The sequence below is a fragment of the Haloarchaeobius caseinilyticus genome, from assembly GCF_051207395.1.
Lineage (GTDB): Archaea > Halobacteriota > Halobacteria > Halobacteriales > Natrialbaceae > Haloarchaeobius.
Genome location: NZ_JBPJZC010000001.1, coordinates 1,394,762 through 1,410,302, shown reverse-complemented (window position 1 = coordinate 1,410,302; position 15,541 = coordinate 1,394,762). Strand labels below are relative to the sequence as shown.

The window sequence follows — 15,541 nt, the reverse complement described above, 5'->3', positions numbered from 1 at the left end:
TGCCCCGCTTCGGTGTAGATGGATAGTCAGCCCTCAGGTAGTTGCCATCGCCGCGTACTCGCATCACACGCCACTGAACTCGAAGCGTGCGCCGTGTGCGTCAGTCACCGGTTGTCCGTCGTCTGGCGCAGCGAGTGCCCCATCGTTCGTCGCCCCAGTTTCGGCTGCCGTGGTCTCTGCGCGCTCGTCGACCGTCTCCCTTCTAGGGACCTCGTCGTGGCTGTCGGTCACCTGCACGTCCCACCCGTGTGCTTCGGCTACCCGGTCGACGATAGCGAGACCGAGGCCGGTCCCGCCACCGTCGGAGACGCCGGACTCGAACAGCCGTTCCCGGTCGGCGGCGGGAATCCCGCGGCCGTCGTCTTCGACGAAGAATCCTTCCGGGTGGTCGCCGACACGGAGCGTCACGGGGCCGTCGTTGTGTTCGACGGCGTTGCGAAACAGGTTCTCGAACACCTGCTGGAGTCGGGTGGGGTCTGCCTCGACGATGCGTTCGGTGTCCACTGCGAGCGTCGACTCGCCGGTGTCGACGACGGTCCAGGCGTTCTGGGCGACCATCGACAGCGGAATCGGCTCGCAATCCCCGGCGTCGATTCCCTGCTGTGCGAGGACGAGCAGGTCGTCGACGATGCGTTGCATCCGGTCGTGTGACTCGCGGATGGCCGCGAGATGGTCGTCGTCGACGTCGGTCGACTCGCGCGCGAGTTCGAGGTAGCCGGCGGCCACAGTGAGTGGATTTCGAAGGTCGTGGCTCACGACGGCAGTGAACGCCTCCAGCCGTTCGTTCGTCCCTTCGAGCTTCGCGTTCGTCTCGGCCAGCTCGTCGTTCGCTCGCTCTAACTCGCGCTCTCGCTGTTTCTGGGCGGTGATGTCGGTCAACACGGCGATGCGGCCAGCACGCTCACCGCGACCGTCGGTCAAGTTCGAAAGTCGGACCACGAAGTGACGGGTCTCACCGTTCAGATTCACGGCCAGTTCATCGGTGACTTCCGACGTCGTCCTGTATCGCTCGACCAGTTCCGTGTCGAAGACCTCGTCGGCAGGCAGTCCGACGACCGTGGACGCCTCACAGTCGAGAAGTCCACAGGCGGCCTCGTTCAGTTCGACGATGCGGTCGTCGCGGTCGAACACGATGACGCTATCGTCGAGTTGCTGGACGATACGGTCGTGTGCGACGGGCGCGAGGTCGAGCAACCGGTAGCGATACAGTCCGAGCGTCAGCGCGACGCCGGTCACGGCGAACGCGAGCGGCGTCAGGTCGAGTGGGGTCAGGGCGAGAACCGCAGCCGCGCTGGCGGCCACGGGGGCGAGCACACCGACGACGATAGTCGCGCCCTGCCAGCGGAACACCGACCGCCGCTCGATGCTGAACTGCACGAGCAATAGGGTGCCGACGAGGAACAGCACGTAACTGAACAGTACGTGGGCGATGGTGCCGACGTGTGGCTCGGCGGATGCGATGACGACCGGGCCGCCGATTGGCGCGGAAACGGTCTCCATCGTCACGTCTCCCCAGAGTAGCTCGTGCGACCGATTCGTGACGAGCAACACGAGTCCAGCGAGCGGTTCGAGCGCGAGCAGCGTCACTAACTGGTCGGTTCGCGCTCCGTCCCGTCCGGTGTACGCGAGTGCGAACGCGACCCACGCGACGGGAACGACGACTGCACCGATCCACTGGAGGTCTGCCCAGAGTTCGCGTCGTCCCGGGTCGGTCGCGGCGAGTTCGAGCGCGTGGAACGCGAGCCACTGCGTGACGCCGAGCAACATCACCGAGAGTGAGGTCGCACCGGTCGCTGGTCGATAGCGCCACGCTTTGGCGGCGACGACAGCCGAAGCGACGGCTGTTACGAAGAGAACGGCCGTGTACGGGTGCGCGTCGGCTACCATCGGTTCGTCGGTCCCCCTGTACCCACGATTCGTCCCTGGGTGTGTTCCGCGCCGTCTTATGGCTATTGGCCCAACTCGTTAGGGCCACTCGTCTCGCGTCGAAGGGTCGAGTCCGCGAGCCGAAACTGCAAAAAGTCGAAATCAGACCGTTCAGACCGCGTTCCCGCGGCACTGCTGAGCACTGAAGGTCAGGCCGAACTCGTAGCTGTCCGTCTGTGCGATGTTCACGTTGGGTTCGAGATAGCCACGGGCGACCAGTTCGTCTTCGAAGTCGAACCCGTTGCTCTCGACGTCGACGAACTGGATACCGAAGCTGTTGCCGACGAGCACGTCGACGTTCGAACTGAACGTCGAGAGGTCGTCGGTGGTCGTCGGCAGTCGCCAGCGTAACTGGTACACGTTGGCGATGTCGGGGGCCGAACAGTTCGGGTCCGACGCGGTGGCCGAGATTGGAGCCAGCAGCATCGGGTCCAGTTCGAGGGCCTCGAAGAAGCCGGTGAACGAGCCCTCGTACAGCACGTTGCTCCCGTCGAAGTCACCGGTGAGGCCGGGGTCGGCCGAGACCTGGAGGTACGTGAAATCGGGGAGTTCGCCGTCCTGCTCGCCGAGTGCGGTAATGTCGTCACCGGCTTCGACTTCTGGCTCGAAGACGCCGTTCTCCTTTCGTCGCGGGAGCGGCCCCTCGTCGTCGGCTTCGAGCAGCGCCGTCGAGACGAACGACGGGTTGCCACAGGTCGTGGCAGCGATGGTGAGAAGCCCACTATCACCCGGCTTCACGTCGTTCAGTGCGACGACGAGGCCATCCACGCCGTCGACGAGGTCGACCCCGTCGGCGCAGTGGTCCATCATTGTCACGCTGTCGAGCCAGTCCAGTAGTGAGGGGCTGAACGACGCGTCAGTCGCGTCGAACAGTTCGGGTTTCGAGGCCTGCTCGAACTTCATGTCGTCGCCGGCGACCGGTCGTACCTGCCCGGCGAGCGGGTCGTCCGGCTGGAGTTCGAACCGCTCCCACGGTTCGTACAGGCTCCTGAACGCCAGTTTCGTGTCCACCCGACCGGCTTCGTACCAGCCCTGCAGTCGCTCGCTGTCACCGAAGAAGGCCGTCGTCCCCAGCCCCGCGCCCGCTGACGCGACGCCGATAGTTCCGAGTCCGGCGAGGATCGCTCGCCGGGAGAGCGGCTGTGTCGTATCGTTATCGTTGGTCATCCCTGTCTCCGTATATCCCCTAAAAGCACGCCGTAGTCGTGCGATGTGGGTGAGAGGCGGGTTCGTCGGGTACCGGCTTACTTACGGGTTGCTTACGTGTTCGGAACTGAAAGTTCGGGCGCGACACACGGTCGCTTATCCGGCACCGAACGGGTCGTTCGGGCTGCGGTATGGACAGCTTGGGGGCGTCGATGTCGCCGCCGTCTACCGCCTTCGACGGGCTTAACCGACGACTCACCCGACTGCTCGGTAATGACCCACGCCATCGAGGTGTCGAACCTCGTGAAGGAGTACGGGGAGTTACGGGCGCTCGACGGGCTCTCCTTGCAGGTGGAGTCGGGCGAGTTCTTCGGACTGCTCGGGCCGAACGGAGCGGGCAAGACGACGTTCATCAACATCCTCGTCGGCCTCTGCCGCAAGAGCGGCGGCGAGGCTCGCGTGTTCGGCCACGACGTGGTCGCCGACTATCGCGACGCGAGAGACGCCATCGGCCTCGCGCCACAGGAGTTCAACGTCGACCGCTTCTTCCCCATCGAAGAAGTGCTCGTTCACAAGGCGGGCTACCACGGGATTCCCGAGGACGAGGCACTGGACCGGGCGCACGAAGCCCTGAAGCGCGTCGGCATCTACGACAAGCGAGAGGAGCGATTCGACTGGCTCTCGGGCGGGATGAAGCGACGCCTGTTGCTCGCAAGAGCACTCGTCACCGACCCGGACCTGCTCATCCTCGACGAACCGACCGCCGGCGTCGACGTGCAGTTACGCCACGACCTCTGGGAAGTCGTCTCGCAACTGAACGACGACGGGACGACCGTGTTGCTCACGACGCACTACATCGAGGAGGCCGAACGACTCTGTGACCGGGTCGCCATCGTCAACGAGGGGTCGAAAGTCGAAGTCGCGACGCCGGACGAACTCATGCGGCGGGGCACCGACACCATCACCGTCACCCTGCGCGACCCACCCGCGAGTGCCCCCGACCTGAACGGGACGCTCGACAGGGTCGAGTCGGTCGACCTCGACGGCGACCGGTTGCTCGTCAGAGCGAAAAACGGCGGGGCCGTGACGCCCGCACTCCTGAACGAACTCGAAGCGATGGGGCTGGAACCGATAGACCTCGACATCTCGCGGACCTCGCTCGAAGAGATATTCGTCGAACTGACGGGTGACGGCCGATGATGGGCCTCTCGACCGGGACGTGGGCGCTGACGAAGCGCGAAATCCTCAGATACGTCCGTCGACCCCGGAACACGTTCCTTCCGCCGTTCATCAACAACGTGCTCTACTTCGCCGTCTTCGGCGTCATCCTCGGAAGCAGAATCGGCGAGTACGCCGGCGGCATCCCCTACATCACGTTCGTCCTTCCGGGGCTGGTCGTCCTCGGAGCCGTCTCGAACGGATTCGAGAACGCCTCGTTCTCGATTTTTCACGGGCGCTGGAACGAGTACATCCACGAAGTGCTCACGTCGCCGCTGTCGTACCGGCAACTCACCTTCGCCTACGTCGCTGCGAGTACGCTCCGCGGTGTCCTCGTCGGCGTCATCATCGCGGTTATCGGCGTCGGCTTCACGCTGCTGAACCCCGACTACGGCATCGTGTCGGTGGCCCATCCGGTCTACCTCGCAGTCTCGCTCGTGCTCGTCGCCGCGCTGTTCGCCTGTTTCGGGATTCTGGGTGGCCTCTGGGCGAGAGATTTCGACTACCTGACCGTGCTCAACCAGTTCATCATCCGGCCGCTGGTCTTCTTCGGCGGCGTGTTCTACCCGCTGTCGGCGCTCGAAGGCACCGGCATCTGGTACGACCTCTCGTTCCTGAACCCGATGGTGTACATGGTGAACGCGGTTCGCTACGGCTTTCTCGACTTCGCGGAAGTCGACCCGCTGTTCTCGCTCGGCGTCCTCGCCGTCGTGACTGGAGCCATCTTCGCCGTCGACGTGATGCTGATTCGGCGCGGCTACGGGCTGATGGAGTAGCGACTCACTCGTCCCTGCGGTGTCACCACCTGCGCTTTTCGTCCTGCCACCACCACGTCCAACCATGACTGCGGACTGGTCCCACAAGCAGACCATCGTGAACGACGTGCGCCTCCACTACGTCGAGGCTGGCGACCCCGACGACGAGACCATCGTGCTGGTTCACGGCTTCCCCGAGTTCTGGTACTCGTGGCACCACCAGATTCCTGCCCTCACCGACGCGGGCTACCACGTCGTCGCGCCGGACATGCGTGGGTACAACCGCTCCGAGAAACCGCACGGCGTGGCTGCCTACCGGATTTCGGAACTTTCGGCCGATATCGCCGCTCTCTGCCGGGAATTCGACGCACCGGTCCACCTCGTCGGCCACGACTGGGGCGGCGGCGTCGTCTGGGACGTGGCTGCGCGCACGCCCGAAGTCGTCGAGACACTCACTGTCCTCAATGCGCCGCATCCGGGTGCGCTCGAACGCGAGTTCCGGCGACCGAACCGCGAGCAGTTGCGCAAGTCGTGGTACATGTTCTACTTCCAGTTGCCGTGGCTGCCCGAGTGGTACATGACTCGCGGGAACTGCAAAGCACTGGAGGCGATATTCCACGGCGGCGCAGTCAGCGAGGACGCGTTCACCGACGAGGACGTGGCTCGCTACAAGGCCGCGTTCGAGCGACCGGGCGTGGCGACCTCAGCCATCAACTACTACCGGGCGGTGATTCGCGAGAGTGTCAAAGATTCGCTCCCGTTTCTCGACAGCGACACGGCCGCACAACACGTCGACGTGCCGACGCTGCTCGTCTGGGGCGAGGGAGACCTCGCACTCGTCCCTGAACTCACCGAGGGACTTGACGAGTGGGTGTCCGACCTGCGAATCGAGCGCCTGCCTGACGCCGGCCACTGGGTGCAGTTCGACGCGCCGGAGCGCGTGACCACGGAGATTCTCGACTTCGTCGGAACCTCTCAGTGACGACGAAGAGACGGCTAAACCCACTGCCAGCGTATTGTAGGTATGGCACGACACAACCGCTGTAACCTCTGTGGTCGTGACTTCGACGACGGGGGGAGTCTGAAAGACCACGTGAAAAAGCGGCATCCGAAAGTCGACGTTCGCTGGTGGATGGTCGCCGAAGACCCGGCGAAAGACCTCCAGTTCGAAGCCAGATAGTCCGGACACCCTGAAGCCGTACCTTTTCTACTCGTGGGCGCGACCAGCCGACAATGAGCGACACGCCTGACGCACCCGACACGGACGCTGCTGACGAACTCGCGTGGGACGTGACCGACTCGTGGGTCGGCTACGAGTGCCCCGGTTTCGACGTGGTTCACGACGAGGTTCGACTGCCGAACGGGACCGAGACTGACTTCGACTACGTCGACGAACCGCACGCCGTGGTCGTCCTGCCGTTCACCAGCGAGGGAGAGGTAGTGGTCATCGAGGAGTGGCGACAGGCCGTCGGGACGGTCAACCGCGGGCTCCCGGCCGGAACGGTCGAACCGGACGACGACGACCTCGCGCTCGCGGCCCATCGCGAACTCACGGAAGAGACCGGCTACGAGGCCGACCGCGTGGAACACCTGACGACCATCGAGCCAGCGAACGGCATCGCCAACTCGGTCCACCACCACTTCGTCGCCTACGACTGCGAGGACGCCGACGCCCAGGACCTCGACTTCAACGAGTCCATCCGGGTTGATACGGCCGAGTACGACGACCTGCTGGCCGACGTGCAGTCGGGTGACCTCCGCGACGGGCGTGCCCTGACCGGACTCATGTACTACGAACTGTTCGAGTAGGACTGGTCGGAAGGGCCGTCACGACCACTTTGGCGCGCGCTGGCGAGTGTGTCGAACGAAAGTGAGACCGCGAGATGTAGTCGCGCGAGGGATGACGAGCGAGCGGAGCGAGTGAGGAATCGGATGGGGAGGGTGTGGCTGCGGTCATGTACCGTCGTGAGTCGTGAACTGCTTCTCAGAACCAGAGCCCGCGGCAACCCTGCCGAGAATTCGTCAGTGTGAGTCTTCAAGTACCAACCCGGCACCAGAGCCAGCATCCGATAACCGTAATCACCGGGCGGTTCGCGGGTGTGCGACGCCCCGCCCGGTGCCCACGACCGACAGCGTCGCCTGTTCGCCATCACCGCCAGCCCCCGGCCATCGCGTGCGAGAAGGTGGCACAGTAGTTATCTCCCCCCAGCCCCTAGAACTGTCCGTGCCAGCGACGTTCCTCACGTTCCGACAGCAGTTGGTCGTCCGACTGCTGGGGTTCGTCCTGCTCCTCGTCTACGGCTTTCTCACTGGGGGCGGTCTTTGGTTCGCGCTCGCAGCGACGGCGTCGGTGTATCTGGAGATTCGCCGGCCCGGACTGACCAGATTCGCCCGCGCCGAGCGACGCCATCGCTGAGTGCCTCGCTCCATACGCCACCGTTTTCTCGTGGACGACGCGACCCAGTCAGCGCGCCTAAACGACACCCTTACCGGCGCTGCCCGGATAGCCGAGGCCAATGAGAGACCACTTCGAGCTTCGGGACACCGACGCGGCCGGCCGCATCGGGGAGTTGACCGTCCCCCGCGCGGGCGTCACCGTCGAGACACCGGCGCTGCTGCCGGTCATTAACCCGAACATCATCACTATCCCGCCGAAGCGACTCGAAGAGGAGTTCGGCGCGGAAATCCTCATCACGAACTCCTACATCATCAAGACGACCGACGACATCCGCGAGCAGGCCCTCGACGACGGCCTGCACGACCTGCTCGACTTCGACGGGGCCATCATGACCGACTCGGGGAGCTTCCAGCTCGCCGAGTACGGGCAAATCGACACCACGACCGAGGAGATTCTGCAGTTCCAGCACGACATCGGGAGCGACATCGGGACGCCGGTGGACATCCCGACGCCACCGGACGTCTCGCGCGAGCAGGCCGAGGAGGAACTCGCGACGACGCAAGAGCGACTCGAACTCGCCGAGACGGTCGACGTCGGCGACATGCTCGTCAACGCGCCGGTGCAGGGGTCGACCTACCCAGACCTGCGCGAGCAAGCGGGCGCACACGCGGCCAGCACTGACCTCGACGTGTTCCCGGTCGGCGCGGTCGTCCCGATGATGAACGACTACCGCTACGGCGACATGGTCGACGCCGTCGCCGGGGCCAAGCGCGGTCTCGACGAGGACTGTCCGGTCCACTTGTTCGGTGCGGGCCACCCGATGATGTTCGCGCTCGCGGTCGCCATGGGCTGTGACCTGTTCGACAGCGCGGCCTACGCGCTGTACGCTAGAGACGGTCGCTACCTGACGGTTCGCGGGACCGAACACCTCGACGAGCTCGACTACTTCCCGTGTTCCTGCCCGGTGTGTACCGAGTACGACCCGGCCGAGATGCGCGACCTGCCCGAGCGCGAGTGCGAGGAGGAACTCGCCGCGCACAACCTGCACGTCACGTTCGAGGAGATTCGCCGCATCAAGCAGGCCATCCGCGACGGCGACCTGCTCGAACTCGTCGACGAGCGCGCACGCTCGCACCCGGCGATGCTCGACGGCTACCGGGCACTGACAGACCATGCCGCACAACTGGAGGAGACGGACCCCGCCTCGAAGGGGTCGTTCTTCTACACCTCGAACGAGAGCGCCGCGCGACCCGAAGTCCTCCGGCATCAGGAGCGACTGGACCGGCTCTCGCCCGAAGGCGACGACGTGTTGCTCACGGAAGGGTCGCACTCGAAGAACTACGACGAGTCGTGGGCGGTCGTCCCGCCGTTCGGGCCGTTCCCGAAGGCACTGCGCAACACCTACCCGCTGACCGCGGAGATTCCGGAGCGACTCGACCGCGACGCCTACGAGCGTGCGGCCCGCGGTGTCGCGCGACTGGTCGACCTGAATCCCGAGACCTCGTTCACGTTGGCCCACGCCGACTGGCCGGAGAGCGCCCTCGCGAGCGTCCCCGACGCTGTCGAAGTGGTCAACCTCGTCGAGCGTAGCGAACGACTGCCCTGACAGGTTCTCTACGTTACCTGATTGACTGTCTGCGTTCTCTGACTGCTGTCTCGCTCACTCGTTCTCGCAGCCGTTCTGTATCCCACTTTCGAGGTCTGCCCCCGGTTCGACGCGCAACTCGACTCGACTGCATTCCCGTCGTCGGTCGAAAAAGGGGACGCGAAATTTCTGGGTACGTTCCGAGTCGGCCGACCGGGCGTTCTCGTCGACGAGTGTCGCGAAAACGGTGAAGGAACCTCGCTCGTCGGGGAGGGCGTCGCCGATGGTACCACTCGCCGCAGCCGTCGTTCCACCGTCTTCGTCCCCGTCTGAAGACGCTGGCGCGAGGTCGACGGTTCGCTCGACCAGCGTGTCGTTGCCACCGTCGGTCGAGACCTCGATTCGGAGTGTGTGTCGCTCGTCGGTCTGGTTGTGGTACGTGAGTTCGGTCAGTCTCGTCGTCGCCTGCGGTGTCCCCACGAAGGTGCCGAGACACCCGGCCGTACTCGCGAGGACACTGCCTGCGGTGGACGAAAGAAGGGCGCGTCTAGTCGTATTCATGGTTCTCGGTGAGTCGACGTATCGTCTCTCATCTATCGAGTCGTCGGTTCGGTCCCAAAGGGGGGAAGGGGAAAGAATCGAGGTGGGGTCGACACCTGCCGTCGACCCTGTACGATACCGGGTGTGAAACGTGTGGAGAGCGGACTGCGATGGTTGTCAGCCCACGGTTGCCTGCTTGCTGCCGTCCGCATCTGGTCTACCGAACGCCCGCACCCACTTCCACCAAGTGTCGATTGGACAATCATCCTGTCCGTTCACAGTTCCACACTTTAGGTGGGGGAGGAAAGCAAGACTGTTGAGCGTGGGTCACTGAGACGGGGCTATGACCGAGTACTTCGAAGTACACGAGCGCGATGGGGCGGCGCGACGGGCGGAGTTGCGCCTGTCCGAGCCGGTCGACACCCCGGCGCTCGTGGACGACGTCGTCACTGACGCCGGGAGCCTCTGGCCCGCAGAGCGCGACCTGCCCGAGGGCGACGAGTCGACACTGACGATTCTCCCACACCGCGGCCTGCCAGCGGGGACCGCACCCGAGGTACAGGACTCCTTCGCGGTCGACTACCCCGAAGTGGACTACCCGAGCGCAGTCGCCGTCTCGACCGACACTGCCGCTGACTACGGCGCGGACGCGTACGTCGTCTCCGACGCGCAGGGGTCGGTCGGCCACGGCGCGGGTATGAAGGACGCCATCCTCACGGTCCGTGACGCGATTCCGGACGACACCGCGCTCTTCCTCTCCGGCGTGGCGACACCGAGGAACGTGGCAGTCCTCGCCTACGCTGGCGTCGACCTGTTCGACGCGACGAAGGCCATCGTGAAGGGGACCGACGGCGAGTATCTGACCACGGACGACCGGTACTTCCTCGAAGACCTCGACGAACTGCCGTGTTCCTGCCCGGCGTGTCAGGTGCCCCGCGAGGAGTTCGACCGGGCCGCCTGCGCCGAACACAACGTCAACGCGCTCTCTGCGGAACTCGCACGAGTTCGCCGCCGCATCCGCGACGGCCGCCTGCGCGACTACATCGAGGGCCAGGCCCGACAGGACCAGTGGCTCACCGCACTCTTCCGCGAACTGGACCAGCAGTACGGCTACCTCGAATCTCGCACGCCCGTCTACCGCGAGGCCGATCTCGATGCGACGACGGAGGACACGCTTCGACGCGTGGAGATTCAGCGATTCGCCGACCGCATCACGTCGCGGTACAACAACCGGTTCGATGGCCACCCGCTCGTGCTCGTCCCGTGTTCGGCACGCAAGCCCTACAGTGAGTCCCAGAGCCACCGCCAGTACATGGACGCGATTCAGTTCCGCGGCCACGTCGTCTCGATGACCTCGCCCATCGGCGTCGTCCCGCAGGAACTGGAGACGACCTACCCCGCCCAGCACTACGACTCCGTCGTCACGGGCAGTTGGACCGCGGGCGAAATCGAGTTCGTAAGCAAGGTGCTTGGGCGCTACCTCGACCGCAACGACTACCCGAAAATCGTCGCCCACCTGCCCCACGACTACCGGCCCATCCTCGAACGCGTCGAGGACGACATCGACACGCCCATCGAGTACACCGTTGCCGAGCACCCGACCGACGACGAGAGCCTGTCGAACCTGCGCGACGCCCTCGCGGGCGAACTGAAGTACTCGAAGCGTGAGCGCGAACACAACACGGTCCGGGCCATCGCCGACTACCAGTTCGGCGACGGCGCGGGCGACACCGTCTTCGGGGACTTCCAGACGACGAGTCGCTACCCGAAGATTCAGGTCCGCGACCCTGAGGGCACGCAACTCGCCACGCAGGTCCCGCAGTACGGCACCCTGTCGCTGACGCTCGAAGGCGCGAAGATGTGGGACGAGTCCGATGTCCCGACCAAGACCGTCGAAATCGACGGCTTCGTCCCGCACGGGAGCGTCCTCGCGCCCGGTGTGGTCGACGCCGACGAGGACATCCGCGTCGGCGACGAAGTCGTCATCTCCGGCCCGAAGGCGTTCGGTATCGGCCGCGCACAGATGCACGGCGACGCGATGGTCGAGAGCACGCGCGGCGAAGCGACCTCGGTGCGTCACGTCGAAGAACTGTAACTGCGCGACGAGTTTCGACGTAACCACTCTGGCGCGCGCTTTCGAGCGTGCCTCGCGGAGCGAGGCCGCGAGGAGACATCGCGCGAGGGATGAGCGAGTGTAACGAGCGAATCGGTTGGGGAGGGTGTGGCTGCGGTATCTATCGCCGGCGTTCGAGAACTACCGTTCGTCAGTCCCGGAAGCGACGCTGGTCGGAACAGCTCGTGAGAAAACGGGTGGTTGAGTGGCTCGTTGCTCCCAGTTCTACGCTCAGTTTTCGTTCTTGCAGGCCACCTCGATGTATTCCGTGAACGTCCTGACCGTCTCGTCGGTCTCAGCGTCGGTCACCGTGAGGTGGAGCTGGTAAGAGCCCTGATTTTCGAAGTCGGTCTGAAGCGTCTGCCCGGTCGTGTCGACCGCGTCTTCCTCGCAGTCGGCGTCGACCAGCCAGTGGAAGTCGTATTCCGACGCGTCGGCGTTCGTAGCGGTGACTTCCGCCGTCATCGTCTCGTCGGTCTCTAGCCGATTCGGCGTGACGGAGAGTTCGAACCGTGGTTCAGGTTCGGGCTCCGGCTCCGGTTCGGGTTCTGGCTCGCTGGGTACCGAGTCGCAGACGGCAGCCGGGTCGATGGTGAGCGTCTCTTCGACGGTCCGACCGTTGCGGTCGTAGGCGACCAGCGTGACCGACTGTTCGCCCGACCCCTGCACCGGCAGCGGCCCGCTGGTCGTGTCGAGGCCGTCCGAGTCGTCGACGTCGAACGCGACGTGGGTCTTGCTCCAGTACGCGTCCCGAGAGTCGGCACTCTCTGGCGTCCGAACCGAGACCGGTACGTAGGTCGTCTCGCCGTCTGTCGTACAGGCGGCATCCTCGTTCACCGAGAAGGTGGGCGCGACTGGGCCGTCGGCCTGCGGCGTCCCACCCCACTTCAGGGAGGCAGTGAGCGGTTCACCGGGACCGCTCGGGAGCGTGGAGAACGTGACCACGACGTGATCGTCGACGACGGCCGGACGGCGAATCGACGGCGGCGGGGTGAAGCTTCGCTCCATCTCGGGCCACCAGTAGTAGGTCGAGATGGCACCGGTCTCCGCGTCGAGACTCGCGACGTCCGGGGCGGCGTCGTCACCGACGTACGCACCGACGACGACGTATCCGTCGCCGACCGTGGGAGCCGTTACTGGGTCGAAGCGGGCATCGACGTACTCGGTCGTCTCCCACTGCTTCTCGCCGGTTTCGGCGTCGAGCGAGACGACCGCGGAGTCGGCCTCCTCGTCCGTGCCGGTCGCGACCGTGGCGTAGACGCTGCCGTCGCCAACAGCCGGCGGCTCGGTGTGCAGGCTCGTGTCGTACGAGTACGAGATGGCACCGGCGAACGCGGTCTCCCAGCGGACCGTCCCGTCCGCGGTGTCGACGGCGTAGATGGAGCCGTCGGTGTCCGTGAACGCGAAGCCGTAGACGGTTCCGTCGGCGACTGTCAGGTCCCGGTCGATTCGAGACCCATCGTCGGCCGTCAGGTCCCAGCGAACGTCACCGGTCGCGGTCGCTCTGACCACTAGTCGGTCCTCGAAGCGACAGAGGAGGCCGTCGGCGACCGTCGTCTCGACCCAGCCAGTTCCCGCGGCCGTCCAGCCGGCATCGCCGGTCTCGGCGTCGAGGGTCGCGATATCGGTCTCCGTCGGGTCGTCGTCGTCGCCGACGACCTGCACGACGTGCCCGTCCGTGTAGTGCGCGTCGTAGACGTCCGTCGTCTCGCGTTCCCAGCGAGCGGTCCCCTCCATCTCGTCGAGCGCGACCACTCGCTCTATCGTGAGTGCGGGGAGGTCAGGGTCGGCTGGCGGGGCTCCTTCGAGTGGGCCGGTGAACACGTACACCGTATCCTCGTCCGTGACTGCCAGTTCAGAGCCGATATCGCGCTGCCAGCGGATTTCACCGGTCTCGCGGTCGACCGCGTAGAGTGTGAACAGCCCGGCGACGTAGACGGTCTCGTCGCCGAGGACCATGGTCCCGAACTCCGTCGGCGGGTCGAAGGCGAGTTCGGTTCGCCACAGTTCCCCGTCGGCCACGTCGTAGGCCTCGACCACTGGTGCTCGGTCGCCGTCGTCGCTCTCCCCGTAGTCGGTGTTGTACACGACACCGTCGGCGACGACGGTCTGACGCTGGTCGGCGACCATGTCTCGGCCGTTGACCCACTCGCGTGCGAATCCGGGTGCAGTGGCCGGGACGGTCTGGGTAGTCCGGGTGTTCGTGGTGCCGGCGTCGGCGTCAGTCGTCGCGGCGGCGAGTCCGTTCGCGACCAGCGAGCCACCACCGAGGGCGGCGAGGCCGGTCAGGACTTGTCGTCGATTGGGTGTGGAGGACTGTCGTCCCATTGCAAGTTCCCCATCGAACGTGGGGTAAAATCATATATTGTTGGTAATCAGTACTCTTCTACCCGAAATGGTCGTTGTACGTTACTTACTTCGCGAATAATCGGGCGAAGGCCACCACAACAGTCGGGATATCGCCAGACTGCGTCGGGGTCTACCCGAATTTATGGACCGGTTCGGTAATAGCCGACGTCGTCAACCGTGCCGGCGATTCGGCAACGAACGCCCCGATTGTACTGTTTTCCGTCACTCTCGACGCGGGGTCGGACGAGTGTCGCCAGCCGAGACTGACTCACTCCTCGTAGTCATCTGCTGTAGGCGGACCCAGGACTGCAACGAAAATCTCGGGTATCGACGCTGCACGATACCCAGTCGACGGCTTCCGCTTCGCCGTGTCTTTTTACGCCCACACCCCTACCACGAGGACATGGACGACGTCTCACTCGGTGTGCCACGACAGATTCTCGAATCGCTTCCCGAAGACGGCGACAACGCGGGCGCAGACATGCAGCGAGCGGTCGCCAGTTGGGAAGACCGCATCAACCGAGCTTTCGGTGAGGCCGACGACGACCGCGAGGCCATCCGATTCGTCGCCGACGCCGTAGAGCGCATGGAAGAGCGCGTCGAGCGATTCGACGACTTCGTGCCGGAACTGCGCGCGTGGGGCCAGTCGCCCATCTACGCCATCGCGTGGCGGAACCTCTACGCCGACCTCGTTCATCAACTGTACGAACACGAGGCCGTGGCCGAGGAACTCGACCGGGAGCGAAACGCGCGACTGGTCGAAGACGGGATTCGCCTGAGCGACCGATAACGCGACTGTTCCTCGGTGCTGGTTTTCAGTCTGTGCAGGCCACCGCTGCTTGGCGAGCGACGTATCTCGCCAATGCGTCGGGTTCGAGATTGACGCGGTCACCCGGACGCAACTCGGCCAACGTCGTCCGCGCGGCGGTTTCCGGAATGACTGAGACGCTGAAGGTACCGTTGTCGTCGTCGAGCGACGCGACGGTGAGGCTCACGCCGTCGACGGCGACACCGCCGCCGGTGATGAGCAAGTGCTCGAATCCGTCGGGGATGGCCACTGCCAGTCGCCACCCAGCGCCGGTCGACTCGACCGACCGAACCGCGGCCGTCGTCTCGACACAGCCACGGACGAGGTGCCCGTCGAGTGTGTCGCCGACGGTCAGTGGTGATTCGAGGTTCACTGGATCGCCGGGTTCGAGGTCGGCGACGGCGGTCTTCGCGACCGTCGTCTCGCTGCAGTAGGCGTCGAACCACCCGTCACCGACGCACTCGGCGGTCAGACAGACGCCAGAGACGGCGACACTGTCTCCGGGGGCTGGTGCGACGTGGTTGTGCGTCTCGATACGGAGTCGATACCCCTCTTGTTGGGGTTTGGCAGCGAGTACCGTCCCGGTACCCGCGACGAGTCCTGTGTACACGACGAATCGACCTGCTCACCGACCACACAAACCTGTTACCGTTCTCACTTTTGGAAGGACGTCGTCTGGCACGGCACCAACTGGTTGCGGCAT

The 15,541-nt window shown here is 64.9% G+C and carries 14 protein-coding genes; 9 read left to right on the top strand and 5 right to left on the bottom strand.

What is annotated here, in order from left to right; genetic code table 11:
- Positions 1–63: 63 nt before the first annotated feature.
- Positions 64–1,887, bottom strand: a complete 1,824-nt coding sequence (locus ACSC1P_RS07420; protein ID WP_435359502.1) for a histidine kinase N-terminal 7TM domain-containing protein — start codon at positions 1,885–1,887, stop codon at positions 64–66.
- A 150-nt stretch (positions 1,888–2,037) separates the two neighbouring features.
- Positions 2,038–3,093, bottom strand: a complete 1,056-nt coding sequence (locus ACSC1P_RS07415) for a hypothetical protein (RefSeq protein ID WP_435359501.1) — start codon at positions 3,091–3,093, stop codon at positions 2,038–2,040.
- A 252-nt stretch (positions 3,094–3,345) separates the two neighbouring features.
- Here ACSC1P_RS07415 and ACSC1P_RS07410 point away from each other — a divergent pair, with 252 nt between their 5' ends.
- From ACSC1P_RS07410 to tgtA, 7 genes are all read left to right on the top strand, one after another.
- Positions 3,346–4,272: an ABC transporter ATP-binding protein gene (locus ACSC1P_RS07410; RefSeq protein WP_435359500.1), complete on the top strand. Its 927-nt coding sequence runs from the start codon at positions 3,346–3,348 to the stop codon at positions 4,270–4,272.
- Positions 4,269–5,066 (top strand): ABC transporter permease, encoded by a 798-nt coding sequence (locus ACSC1P_RS07405; protein WP_435359499.1) that lies wholly within the window; start codon positions 4,269–4,271, stop codon positions 5,064–5,066. Before ACSC1P_RS07410 ends, ACSC1P_RS07405 begins: the two co-directional genes overlap by 4 nt.
- A gap of 64 nt (positions 5,067–5,130) precedes the next feature.
- On the top strand, positions 5,131–6,027 hold the full coding sequence (locus ACSC1P_RS07400; RefSeq protein ID WP_435359498.1) for an alpha/beta fold hydrolase: 897 nt from the start codon (positions 5,131–5,133) through the stop codon (positions 6,025–6,027).
- A gap of 42 nt (positions 6,028–6,069) precedes the next feature.
- On the top strand, positions 6,070–6,225 hold the full coding sequence (locus ACSC1P_RS07395; protein WP_435359497.1) for a C2H2-type zinc finger protein: 156 nt from the start codon (positions 6,070–6,072) through the stop codon (positions 6,223–6,225).
- A gap of 53 nt (positions 6,226–6,278) precedes the next feature.
- Positions 6,279–6,854 (top strand): NUDIX hydrolase, encoded by a 576-nt coding sequence (locus ACSC1P_RS07390; protein ID WP_435359496.1) that lies wholly within the window; start codon positions 6,279–6,281, stop codon positions 6,852–6,854.
- Between the two features lie 415 nt (positions 6,855–7,269).
- Positions 7,270–7,461 (top strand): hypothetical protein, encoded by a 192-nt coding sequence (locus ACSC1P_RS07385; RefSeq protein WP_435359495.1) that lies wholly within the window; start codon positions 7,270–7,272, stop codon positions 7,459–7,461.
- A 100-nt stretch (positions 7,462–7,561) separates the two neighbouring features.
- On the top strand, positions 7,562–9,049 hold the full coding sequence (gene tgtA / locus ACSC1P_RS07380) for a tRNA guanosine(15) transglycosylase TgtA (protein ID WP_435359494.1): 1,488 nt from the start codon (positions 7,562–7,564) through the stop codon (positions 9,047–9,049).
- Positions 9,050–9,103: 54 nt separating this feature from the next.
- Here tgtA and ACSC1P_RS07375 read toward each other — a convergent pair whose 3' ends face one another.
- Entirely contained in the window at positions 9,104–9,589 is a 486-nt protein-coding gene (locus tag ACSC1P_RS07375; protein ID WP_435359493.1) for a hypothetical protein, read from the bottom strand.
- A gap of 322 nt (positions 9,590–9,911) precedes the next feature.
- Between ACSC1P_RS07375 and arcS the strand changes: the two genes are divergently transcribed.
- On the top strand, positions 9,912–11,663 hold the full coding sequence (gene arcS, locus ACSC1P_RS07370) for an archaeosine synthase subunit alpha (protein WP_435359492.1): 1,752 nt from the start codon (positions 9,912–9,914) through the stop codon (positions 11,661–11,663).
- 249 nt (positions 11,664–11,912) lie between these two features.
- Here the strand turns inward: arcS and ACSC1P_RS07365 are convergent, their stop codons facing one another.
- A complete protein-coding gene (locus ACSC1P_RS07365; protein WP_435359491.1) occupies positions 11,913–14,009 on the bottom strand; it encodes an outer membrane protein assembly factor BamB family protein in 2,097 nt (698 codons plus the stop codon).
- Positions 14,010–14,433: 424 nt separating this feature from the next.
- On the opposite strand from ACSC1P_RS07365, the gene ACSC1P_RS07360 reads away from it, so the two are divergent.
- Positions 14,434–14,820 (top strand): DUF7971 family protein, encoded by a 387-nt coding sequence (locus ACSC1P_RS07360; protein ID WP_435359490.1) that lies wholly within the window; start codon positions 14,434–14,436, stop codon positions 14,818–14,820.
- Between the two features lie 25 nt (positions 14,821–14,845).
- On the opposite strand, the gene ACSC1P_RS07355 is transcribed toward ACSC1P_RS07360, so the two are convergent.
- The gene (locus tag ACSC1P_RS07355; protein WP_435359489.1) at positions 14,846–15,448 is read right to left on the bottom strand and encodes a riboflavin synthase; all 603 of its coding nucleotides are present in this window, start codon (positions 15,446–15,448) and stop codon (positions 14,846–14,848) included.
- Positions 15,449–15,541 lie beyond the last annotated feature (93 nt).

What these genes read in the sequence shown, in the direction of transcription:
- ACSC1P_RS07420 (WP_435359502.1), bottom strand. Translation starts at nt 1,887, where the DNA reads ATGGTAGCCGACGCGCACCCGTACACGGCCGTTCTCTTCGTAACAGCC.
- ACSC1P_RS07415 (WP_435359501.1), bottom strand. Translation starts at nt 3,093, where the DNA reads ATGACCAACGATAACGATACGACACAGCCGCTCTCCCGGCGAGCGATC.
- ACSC1P_RS07410 (WP_435359500.1), top strand. Translation starts at nt 3,346, where the DNA reads ATGACCCACGCCATCGAGGTGTCGAACCTCGTGAAGGAGTACGGGGAG.
- ACSC1P_RS07405 (WP_435359499.1), top strand. Translation starts at nt 4,269, where the DNA reads ATGATGGGCCTCTCGACCGGGACGTGGGCGCTGACGAAGCGCGAAATC.
- ACSC1P_RS07400 (WP_435359498.1), top strand. Translation starts at nt 5,131, where the DNA reads ATGACTGCGGACTGGTCCCACAAGCAGACCATCGTGAACGACGTGCGC.
- ACSC1P_RS07395 (WP_435359497.1), top strand. Translation starts at nt 6,070, where the DNA reads ATGGCACGACACAACCGCTGTAACCTCTGTGGTCGTGACTTCGACGAC.
- ACSC1P_RS07390 (WP_435359496.1), top strand. Translation starts at nt 6,279, where the DNA reads ATGAGCGACACGCCTGACGCACCCGACACGGACGCTGCTGACGAACTC.
- tgtA (WP_435359494.1), top strand. Translation starts at nt 7,562, where the DNA reads ATGAGAGACCACTTCGAGCTTCGGGACACCGACGCGGCCGGCCGCATC.
- ACSC1P_RS07375 (WP_435359493.1), bottom strand. Translation starts at nt 9,589, where the DNA reads ATGAATACGACTAGACGCGCCCTTCTTTCGTCCACCGCAGGCAGTGTC.
- arcS (WP_435359492.1), top strand. Translation starts at nt 9,912, where the DNA reads ATGACCGAGTACTTCGAAGTACACGAGCGCGATGGGGCGGCGCGACGG.
- ACSC1P_RS07365 (WP_435359491.1), bottom strand. Translation starts at nt 14,009, where the DNA reads ATGGGACGACAGTCCTCCACACCCAATCGACGACAAGTCCTGACCGGC.
- ACSC1P_RS07360 (WP_435359490.1), top strand. Translation starts at nt 14,434, where the DNA reads ATGGACGACGTCTCACTCGGTGTGCCACGACAGATTCTCGAATCGCTT.